General features: G+C 65.8%; 8 protein-coding genes. All 8 read right to left on the bottom strand.

The genetic code is table 11. The features are described from left to right. Positions 1–8: 8 nt before the first annotated feature. A complete protein-coding gene (locus tag ACRDTL_RS13820; protein ID WP_431507273.1) occupies positions 9–689 on the bottom strand; it encodes a response regulator in 681 nt (226 codons plus the stop codon). Further along, the gene (locus tag ACRDTL_RS13825; RefSeq protein ID WP_431507281.1) at positions 686–3,241 is read right to left on the bottom strand and encodes an ATP-binding protein; all 2,556 of its coding nucleotides are present in this window, start codon (positions 3,239–3,241) and stop codon (positions 686–688) included. Before ACRDTL_RS13825 ends, ACRDTL_RS13820 begins: the two co-directional genes overlap by 4 nt. Continuing rightward, entirely contained in the window at positions 3,222–4,100 is an 879-nt protein-coding gene (locus tag ACRDTL_RS13830) for a potassium-transporting ATPase subunit C (protein ID WP_431507274.1), read from the bottom strand. The genes ACRDTL_RS13825 and ACRDTL_RS13830 overlap by 20 nt, the downstream gene beginning before the upstream one ends. A gap of 1 nt (position 4,101) precedes the next feature. Beyond that, positions 4,102–6,207: a potassium-transporting ATPase subunit KdpB gene (gene kdpB / locus ACRDTL_RS13835; protein ID WP_431507275.1), complete on the bottom strand. Its 2,106-nt coding sequence runs from the start codon at positions 6,205–6,207 to the stop codon at positions 4,102–4,104. A gap of 1 nt (position 6,208) precedes the next feature. Continuing rightward, complete coding sequence (gene kdpA / locus ACRDTL_RS13840) at positions 6,209–7,879, bottom strand: potassium-transporting ATPase subunit KdpA (RefSeq protein ID WP_431507276.1); 1,671 nt, start codon at positions 7,877–7,879, stop codon at positions 6,209–6,211. Next, positions 7,879–7,968, bottom strand: coding sequence for a potassium-transporting ATPase subunit F (locus tag ACRDTL_RS13845; protein WP_431507277.1), 90 nt, complete (start codon positions 7,966–7,968; stop codon positions 7,879–7,881). The genes kdpA and ACRDTL_RS13845 overlap by 1 nt, the downstream gene beginning before the upstream one ends. 133 nt (positions 7,969–8,101) lie before the next feature. Then, positions 8,102–9,592, bottom strand: coding sequence for a sensor histidine kinase (locus ACRDTL_RS13850; protein WP_431507278.1), 1,491 nt, complete (start codon positions 9,590–9,592; stop codon positions 8,102–8,104). Next, the coding region (locus tag ACRDTL_RS13855) for a winged helix-turn-helix domain-containing protein (RefSeq protein ID WP_431507279.1) at positions 9,589–9,866 on the bottom strand (278 nt) is incomplete at its 5' end. The genes ACRDTL_RS13850 and ACRDTL_RS13855, both read right to left, overlap by 4 nt.

Raw genomic sequence — 9,866 nt, forward strand, 5'->3', positions numbered from 1 at the left:
GCCGAGGTTCACACCTCGAAGCGGTAGCCCATGCCTGCCTCGGTCAGCAGGTGCCGCGGGTGCGACGGGTCATTCTCGAGTTTGCGCCGGAGCTGCGCCAGGTAGACCCGCAAATAATGCGTCTCTTTGGCATACGCCGGCCCCCACACGTCCTTGAGGAGTTCCTCACGGCCGACCAGCTTGCCGCGATTTCGGACCAGCACCTCGAGCATTCCCCATTCGGTCGGCGTCAGGTGTACCTCGGAACCGTTTTTGATGACCTTCTTCGCCGCCAGATCGACGGTAAACGACGGGGTTTCGATCACCGGTTGGTCGGTTTCGGACGCGGCGGCGTTGCGGCGCACCGCGGCGCGCAACCGGGCGAGGAACTCGTCCATCCCGAACGGTTTCGTCACATAGTCGTCAGCACCGGCGTCGAGCGCCTCGACCTTGTCCGACGAGTCGGTGCGCGCCGAGAGCACGATCACCGGTGCGTTCAGCCAGCCGCGCAGTCCGGCCAGCACTTCGATGCCGGAGATGTCCGGCAGGCCGAGGTCGAGGATCACCACGTCGGGACGGTGTTCGGCGGCCGCGCGTAACGCACCCGCACCGGTGGCGGCGGTGATCACCTCGTAGCCGCGCACCGACAGGTTGATCCGCATCGCGCGCAAGATGTGCGGCTCGTCGTCGATGACGAGTACGCGAGTCATTGCCGCTCTCCCGGCGCGACCAGGTCCACGATGACGGTGAGTCCGCCGCCCGGCGTGTCGGTCCCCTGGATCGTGCCGTCCATCGCCTCGACGAAACCCCGGGCCACCGACAATCCCAGGCCGACGCCGCTGGTGTTGTCACGGTCGCCCAGCCGCTGAAACGGCTCGAACAGATGCTCCACGTTGCCATGCGGGATGCCGGGGCCCTCGTCGATGACATTGATCAACACGCGGTCACCCACTCTGCCGGCGTTGACCCGGATCACGCAGTTGGGCGCGTAGCGCAGCGCGTTGTCGATCAGGTTGGCCAACACGCGTTCCAGCAGCCCGGCATCGGCCATCACCACCGCACCGCCGACGTCGACTTTGACCCGGTCGATCCCGGGTCGCAGGAATCCGGTGGCGCCTCTGCCGATACTGACCAGCGCCCGTTGCACCGTCTCTTCCAGGTACACCCGCCGGAGTGTGGGCGCAAGGACGCCGGCGGCCAACCGGGACGAGTCGAGCAGGTTGCCGACCAGGGCGGTGAGCTGATCAATCGACTCCTCGATGGTGGCCAGTAATTCAGCGGTGTCCTCGGCTGAGAACTCAATGTCCTCCGCGCGCAGGCTCGAGACCGCCACCTTGGCCGCCGCCAGCGGAGTACGCAGGTCATGGCTGACGGCGGAGAGCAGGGACCGGCGCAACTCGTCGGTCTGCTCGATCGCCTCCACCCTGCTGGCTTCCGCGGCCAGCTCACGTTGTTTGATCAGGCCGGCGGCCTGCTTGGCCACCGCGGAAAGTACCCGGCGGTCGCGGGCGGCCAGCTTCCGGCCGGCCAGCAGCATCCAGAATTCGTCATCGCCGACCTCGATCGCGGTGTCGGCGGAATCGACGCTGCCACTGGGATCTTTGCCAACGGCGGCGACGATCTGGCTGATGTCGGGGCTTTCACGCAACACGCTGACCGCGCGTTGCGAGTAGGTCTCCCGGACCCGTTCGAGAAGCGTCTCGAGATCCGCGCCACGCAACACCGATCCCGCGAACAGTGTCAGCAGTTCGGCCTCCCGGGATGCACGCCCGGCTTCCCGGGCCCGATTGGCGGCGAAGTCGACGAGAACCGCGACCGCCACCGCCACCACCAGCAGGACCAGTTCGGTGACCGCCGCGCTGGGTTCGGCGATGGTAAAAGTGTGTCGCGGATTGGTCAGGAAGTAGTTCAGCAGCAGGCTGGACAGCACCGCCGAAAGCACCGCCGGGGCAACGCCTCCCAGCAGCGCCACCAGCAGCACGCCGACGAAGAACAGCGCGCTCTCTCCGCTGATGTCGAGGATTTTGTCCAGCATGCCCAGCGTGACAAAGCAAATGGCGGTCGGTACCAGGATTGCCGCCAGCCAAGATACGACACGACGTTCACGGGGAGAGATCGGGGTTCTGCGAAAGCCTCGCCGGGATTCCGGATGGGTCACGATGTGCACGTCGATCGTGCCGGACTCCTGGACGACCTCCGCACCGATACCTTCGTCGAAGATGCGCGCCCAGCGGGAACGGCGGGATGTCCCGATCACCAGCTGGGTGGCGTTCATCTCACGGGCAAAATCCAGCAGGGCCGTCGGCACGGCATCACCGACGACGATATGCAGGGACGCGTCCAGGCTGTTCGCCAGCTCGCGAATCTTGCCCATCCGTGGCGCCGACGCGCCGGAGAGTCCGTCGCCGCGCAGAACATGCACCACCATGAGCTCAGCACTGGCCTTCGACGCGATGCGGGACGCCCGCCTTACCAACGTTTCCGATTCAGGTCCACCGGTGACCGCCACCACCACCCGCTCGCGTGCTTCCCAGGTGTCGGTGATCTTTTTGTCCGCTCGATACTTGGCCAGTGCGGTGTCCACTTGGTCGGCCAGCCAGAGCAGCGCGAGTTCCCTTAGTGCGGTGAGGTTTCCGCTGCGAAAGTAGTTGGACAGCGCCGCGTCGATCTTTTCCGGCGCGTAGACATTGCCATGGGATAGCCTGCGCTGCAGTGCTTCCGGTGTGATATCGATGAGTTCGATCTGCTCGGCCTGCCGCACAATCGAATCCGGCACCGTTTCCTGTTGCACGATGCCGGTGATCTGGGCGACGACGTCGTTGAGGCTCTCCAGATGCTGGATATTGACCGTGGAAATCACCGTGATACCGGCGTCGAGCAGTTCCTCGACGTCCTGCCACCGTTTGTGGTTCTTGCTGCCGGGGACGTTGGTGTGCGCGAGTTCGTCGACCAGCACCACCTGTGGATTGCGTGCCAGCACGGCGTTCACGTCGAGCTCGGTGAAGCGGCTGCCGCGATATTCGATGGTCCGGCGCCCGATGGTCTCGATTCCCTCGAGCAGCTCCGCGACTTTGCGGCGGCCGTGTGTCTCGACCACGGCTGCCACCAGGTCGGTGCCGCGTTCGAGTCGCCGGTGCGCTTCGGACAGCATCGCGTAGGTCTTGCCGACGCCGGGAGCCGCACCCAGGTAGATGCGCAACTCCCCGCGTTTGCGGCGATGGTCGACGACGCTCACGTGACCATCATCCACCTGTGAGCGGATACTTCCGGTCGAGTTCGAGGTTGAGTGCCAGCACGTTGACGCGTGGCTCACCGAAGAACCCGAGGTCGCGGCCATTGCTGTTCTCCCGCACCACGGCACGGACCTGATCGGGGGTGATATCCCGGGACCTGGCCACCCGGGGGACCTGGATATCGGCGTAGGCAAGCGAAATGTCGGGGTCCAGGCCGCTGCTACTGGCGGTGACTGCGTCGGCCGGCACCCGCGGATCGCCGGGCGCCGCTCCGCGGATCGGCACGATTCGGCCGGTCGAGTAGTCCTCGCCGAACCGGGCGCACTCCACGCGCACGCGAGCGTAGCTGGCCAGGAACGGCCGGGTTGTGGTCGCGCACGGCTCGTTGACGCTGACCACCCGTGTCGGCTGGACGACGTTGCCGCGCGCGTCACGCGGACCCAGCACCGACAGCACCGCGCCCACACCACCCCCCGTGCAGAACGGCCGTGACCCGTTGACGCCCTCCCGCTCACCGATCACCTTGCTGCGTGAACACACCAGGGTGAGCAGGCTCGGCCGATCCGGGGTGTCCACGACGTTTTCCGGTCCGAGGTTGCTGCCGCCGCTGGCCATGGGATCGTATCGGCCGCCGGCTGCCGAGGGCCGGGACTGGAAGTACTGCGGCAGTGCGTTACCGGCGGCATCGGTGAACGACTGGCCGATCAGCGTGCTGCCGACGGGTTTTCCGTCGACCCGGATGATTGAACCCTCGGCCCGCGAGTGCAGACCGGGCAGCTGCGCTATCAGCCATACCAACAGCGGGTAGCCGATACCCAGGATCACGGTGAAGACGAGCAGCGCACGCAGCGCGGCCCAGTGCCGGCGAACCAGGGTAGAGACGTTCATCTCAGGCGATCCCGGGGAGCAGTTGGACCACCAGGTCGATGAGCTTGATGCCGATGAACGGCGTGACGATCCCACCGAGCCCGTAGATTGCGAGGTTGCGGCTCAGCAGTTTCGACGCGTGGCTCGGCGTATAACGCACCCCGCGCAGCGCCAACGGAACCAGCGCGACGATGACGAGCGCGTTGAAGATCACCGCCGAGGCGATCGCGGACTCCGGGCTGTGCAGCCGCATCACGTTGAGCAGGTCCAGGCCCGGGAACAGCGCCACGAACATCGCCGGGATGATCGCGAAGTATTTGGCGATGTCGTTGGCGATCGAAAACGTCGTCAGCGCGCCACGAGTGATCAACAACTGCTTGCCGATCTCGACGATCTCGATGAGCTTGGTGGGGTCCGAGTCCAGGTCCACCATGTTGCCGGCCTCTTTGGCCGCGCTGGTGCCGGTGTTCATGGCCACCCCGACGTCGGCCTGAGCCAGCGCGGGAGCGTCGTTGGTGCCGTCGCCGGTCATCGCGACCAGCCGGCCGCCTTCTTGCTCACGCTTGATCAGGACCAGCTTGTCCTCGGGCGTGGCCTCGGCCAGAAAGTCGTCAACCCCGGCCTCGTCGGCGATCGCCCTGGCGGTCAACGGATTGTCGCCGGTGATCATCACCGTCCGGATACCCATCCGGCGCATCGCGTCGAACCGTTCGCGCATGCCCTGCTTCACCACGTCTTTGAGGTAGATGACGCCCAGCACCCGTGCTCGTTCGCCGCCGGCATGGCCGGAGACCTCGCCCACCACCAGCGGCGTTCCGCCGGCGGCGGAGATGCCGTCGACAATCTGCCCGAGCTGGGCAGAAATGGTTCCGCCGTGACCACGCACCCACTCCGCGACGGAACTGGCCGCGCCCTTGCGTAACTGTCGCCCATCGATGTCGACGCCCGACATCCGTGTCACCGCAGTGAATTCCACCCAGTGCGCGTTGGCCAGCTCACCGGGTAACCGCGCCCGCAGCCCGTACGCATCTTTGGCGTATACGACGACGGAGCGACCCTCCGGAGTTTCGTCGGCGAGGCTGGACAGCTGTGCGGCGTCGGCGAGTTCCTCGGAGGTCACACCGCCCGTCGGGATGAATTCCGATGCCTCCCGGTTGCCGAGCGTGATCGTTCCGGTCTTGTCCAGCAGCAGGGTGTTGACGTCGCCGGCCGCCTCGACCGCGCGCCCGGACATGGCCAGCACGTTGCGCTGAACCAGCCGGTCCATGCCGGCAATGCCGATGGCGGAGAGTAGCGCCCCGATCGTGGTGGGAATCAGGCATACCAGCAGCGCCACCAAAACGATTCCGGTAACGCCGTATTGGCCGAGAGCTTGGGTGTCCGCCACACCAGGGTTGTTGGCCTTGGCGTAGATCGCGAGCGGCTGCAGGGTGGCCACTGCGAACACAAAGATGATCGTCAGTGCAGCGAGCAGGATGTTCAGCGCGATCTCATTCGGTGTCTTCTGTCGGTTGGCGCCTTCGACCAGTGCGATCATCTTGTCCACGAAGCTTTGACCGGGCCGTTGGGTGATCTTGACGACGATGCGATCGGAGAGCACGGTCGTTCCGCCGGTCACCGCCGAGCGGTCACCGCCGGATTCCCGGATCACCGGTGCAGATTCGCCGGTGATGGCCGATTCATCCACGGACGCAATACCTTCCACGACATCGCCGTCGCCCGGGATGATCTGGCCGGCTTCGACGACGACGATGTCGCCCTGTTGCAGCAGCGGCGCGGGGAGCTGTTCCTCGAGACCGGGCGCCCCGTGCGACCAGTCGCGCAGACGGCGTGCCAACGTGTCGGCCTTGGACTTGCGCAGGGTGTCGGCCTGCGCTTTGCCGCGGCCCTCGGCGACTGCTTCAGCCAGGTTGGCGAATACCACTGTCAGCCATAGCCAGAACACGACGAGCCAGCCGAACCAGCTCGGATCGCTGATGGCCAGTACGGTGGACCACACGGCGCCGATCTCGACGATGAACATCACCGGATTGCGCCACAGGGTGCGGGGATCGAGCTTGCGCAGCGCCGCGGGCAACGACCTCCCCAGCATCCTGGGGTCGAGCAGCCCGCCCCGGACCGGCTGCATTTCAACCGATCCCTTCTGCAAGGGGCCCGAGTGCCAGCGCGGGCAGGAACGTGAGTGCGACCAGAATGAAGGTCACACCGACGACCAGACCGACGAACTGCGGCTTGTGGGTGGGCAGGGTGCCGAGGGACTGCGGCGTGATCCCTTGACGGGCCAGCGAGCCGGCCAGCGCCAGCACCAGGATGATCGGCAGGAACCTGCCGAAGACCATCGCCAGTCCCAGTGCGGTGTTGTACCAGGTTGTGTTGGCCATCAAGCCGGTGAACGCGGAGCCGTTGTTGTTGGCCGCGGAAGTGAACGCATACAGCACCTCTGAGAGGCCGTGCGGCCCGGTATTGGCCATGCCGGCGCGCTCGCCAGGCAGCGCCATCGCGATCGCGGTGCCGAGCAGCACGACGAGCGGGGTGACCAGGAAGTAGCCGGCCGCGAACTTGATCTCGCGCGGTGTGATCTTTTTGCCCAGGTATTCCGGAGTGCGCCCGACCATCAATCCGGCGACGAACACGGTGATCACGGCGAGGATGAGCATGCCGCACAAGCCCGAGCCGACACCGCCCGGCGCGACCTCACCGAGCTGCATGTTGAACAGCGACAGCATGCCGCCCAGGCTGGTGTAGGAGTCATGGGTGGAGTCGACCGCGCCGGTGGACGTCAGGGTGGTGAAGTCGGCGAAGACCGCGGAATCGGCGACCCCGAAACGCTGTTCGACGCCTTCGGTCGCGGCGCCCGCGGCGGTGGGGACGGTACCGTGGTGCTGCAGCTGGAACAGCATTATCAGGGTGATGCTGGCGGCGGCGATGATGCCCATGACCGCGGCGATCGCGTAGCCCTGCTTGGTGTTGCCCACCATCCGGCCGAAGGTGCGGGGCAGCGAGAAAGCGATGACTGCGATGAGGAAAATCTCGATCCAGTTCGTCCAGGCGGTCGGGTTCTCGAACGGGTGAGCGGAGTTGGCGTTGTAGAAGCCCCCGCCGTTGGTGCCGAGCTCCTTGATCACCTCCTGGCTGGCGACCGGCCCGCCGGTGATGGTCTGCGGTGAGCCGGCCAGTGTGCCGACCACCTGGTCGTGTAGGTGGAAATTCTGGATGACGCCGCCGGCTACCAACACCACCGCGCCGACGACGGCGATCGGCAACAGGATGCGCAGCGTGCCGCGGACCAGATCTACCCAGAAGTTGCCGAGCTCACCGGTGTGCCGGCGAACGAAGCCGCGGACGAATGCGACGGCAACCGCCATCCCGACCGCGGCGGACACGAAGTTCTGCACCGTCAGACCGGCCATCTGCACCAGATGGCCCTGCGTCGATTCCCCGGAATAGCTTTGCCAATTGGTATTGGTGACAAAGCTCACCGCGGTGTTCCAGGCGAGCGCCGGCGTCATCGGCGTCGCAGGATTGCCGAGATGCAACGGCAGCCATTTCTGCACGAGCTGCAAGACGAACAGAAAGACAATGCTGACTGCACAGAACGCGAGAACACTGCGGGCATAAGTGGCCCACGTCTGCTCCAACTGCGGGTTGGCGCCGACGAAGCGGTAGATGCACCGCTCTGTTCGCGAGTGCTTGTCCGAGCTGTACACCCGGTACATGTAGTCGCCGAGCGGTACGTGAACCACTGCCAGCGCCGCGACCAGTAGCGCGAGGAACAGCACACCCGCAGTGGTGGTGCTCACTAAAACCGTTCCGGAAACAGCAGGGCCGCACCGAGGAACAGCGCAATAAGGACGGCCAGCACCAGACCGACGGCGTTCTCGGCGCTCACCAGTTCTCGACCATCCCCAGAATCACGCCCAGCAGCGCGAATACCGCCACGGTCAACAGCAGGTAGACCACCACAGCCACGTCGTCGACGCTAAGCCCGCCCGGCACCGGGCGTCGGCGTCGTTGACGCTTTCTTAACGGGTCCGTTCGAGCATCGGGAGACGTACCCGGAAGACGGTGTGGCCGCCGGCGGACTCGGCGGTCACCGTCCCGCCATGTGCCTTGACGATCGAGGCGACGATCGGCAGACCCAACCCGTTGCCGGTTGCGTCGGACCGGGACGTGTCTCCTCGCACGAATCGCTCGAATAGGTGCGGCAGGAGCTCCGGGTCGATGTCGGGCCCGTCGTCGCTGACCGTCAACTCCGCGCAGGGGGTGTCGCCGTCGATCTGGCGCGCGATCGCCGTCGTCACCGTGACTCCCGCGGGAGTATGCACGCGCGCGTTACTCAGCAGATTGCTGACCAGTTGGTGCAGCCGGTCACGGTCACCGCTCACCCACACCGGCTCGTCGGGCAGTTCCTTGATCCAACGGTGTGTCGGTGCGGCGACGGCGGCGTCGTTCACCGCGTGGATCACCACATCACCCAAATCGACGTTATCGGTCTGCAGATCCTCGCCTTCACCCAACCGGGACAGCAACAGTAATTCGTCGACGAGCGAGGTCATCCGCTGTGCTTCGGACTCGATGCGGGCCAATGCGTACTCGGTAGTCGGCGGCAGCTCCGCGCTGTCCTGGCGGGTGAGTTCGGCGTAGCCCTGGATCGCCGCCAACGGGGTGCGCAGCTCGTGGCTGGCGTCGGTGATGAACTGCCGCATCCGACGGTCGGATTCGGCGCGATACGCCAGCGCGCTATCGACGTTGTCCAACAAGCGGTTCAGCGTGTGTCCCACGATTCCGACCTCGTTGTCCGGGTCGGTGTCGTCGGGCTGCACCCGCGCGGTGATCCGGCGCTCGTCGCCGATCAGCGGCATGCCCGCCACGTCGGCGGCGGTCGCCGCCACGCGCCGCAGCGGCCGCAGCGCGTAGCCGACCACCGAGACGGTGAGCCCCGCCGTCACCAACAGTGCGGCCACCAAAAGCACTGTGGCGGTAAGCGTTCGACGGGCGATTATCCGGTTGGCAAGGTTCACTGACACCCCGACGATGAGGCGGTCCGGGCCGTCGGCGCGGCTGTCGACCCGGTAAGAGCCGAGGCTGCCCAACTCCTCGGTGCGTGGCGGCCCGTCAGTCCAGGGTTGGGCCTCGATGGCGCGAATGACGTCGGGGGGAGCGGGCCGCGGCTCGTCTTCGCCGAAGACGGTCGAACCGACCACCACGCCGTCATGGAGCACCGCGATGAAATTTCCCGGTGTTTGTCCGGTGAATCCCAACATCGCTTGCCCGATCGGCGAGCCGGCGTGGGTACCTTCGCCACTGCGGTACCTGGCATACGAGTGGCTCAGTGCGTGCAACGACTCGGCGACCTCGGCGTCGTTCATTGTCGTGACGTACGTGCGCAGGCTCAACACAGAGACCAGGCCGACGGCCACCAACACCACACAGACGACGGCGGATACACCCAACGCCAACTGGCGCCGCAATGATCGCGGCCGCCACCACCGTACGGTTCGGGCCGGCCTCATTCCGATGGCCGCAGCATGTATCCGACACCGCGCACGGTGTGGATCATCGGATCTTCACCGGCGTCGATCTTCTTGCGCAGATACGAGATGTAGAGATCGACAATGCTGGTACGTCCCGCGAAGTCGTAGTTCCAGACCCGGTCGAGTATCTCGGTGCGGGTCAGCGCCCGGCGTGGATTGCGCATGAGGAAGCGCAGAAGCTCGAATTCGGTTGAGGTAAGCGAAATCGGTGTACCCGCCCGCGCGACTTCGTGGCTGGGGCCATCGAGCGTGA

The organism is Mycobacterium sp., from assembly GCF_050700595.1.
Taxonomy (GTDB): Bacteria; Actinomycetota; Actinomycetes; order Mycobacteriales; family Mycobacteriaceae; genus Mycobacterium.

Excerpts from the sequence above, each read along its gene's own strand:
- ACRDTL_RS13820 (WP_431507273.1), bottom strand. The coding sequence starts at position 689 with ATGACTCGCGTACTCGTCATCGACGACGAGCCGCACATCTTGCGCGCG.
- ACRDTL_RS13830 (WP_431507274.1), bottom strand. The coding sequence starts at position 4,100 with ATGAACGTCTCTACCCTGGTTCGCCGGCACTGGGCCGCGCTGCGTGCG.
- kdpB (WP_431507275.1), bottom strand. The coding sequence starts at position 6,207 with ATGCAGCCGGTCCGGGGCGGGCTGCTCGACCCCAGGATGCTGGGGAGG.
- ACRDTL_RS13850 (WP_431507278.1), bottom strand. The coding sequence starts at position 9,592 with ATGAGGCCGGCCCGAACCGTACGGTGGTGGCGGCCGCGATCATTGCGG.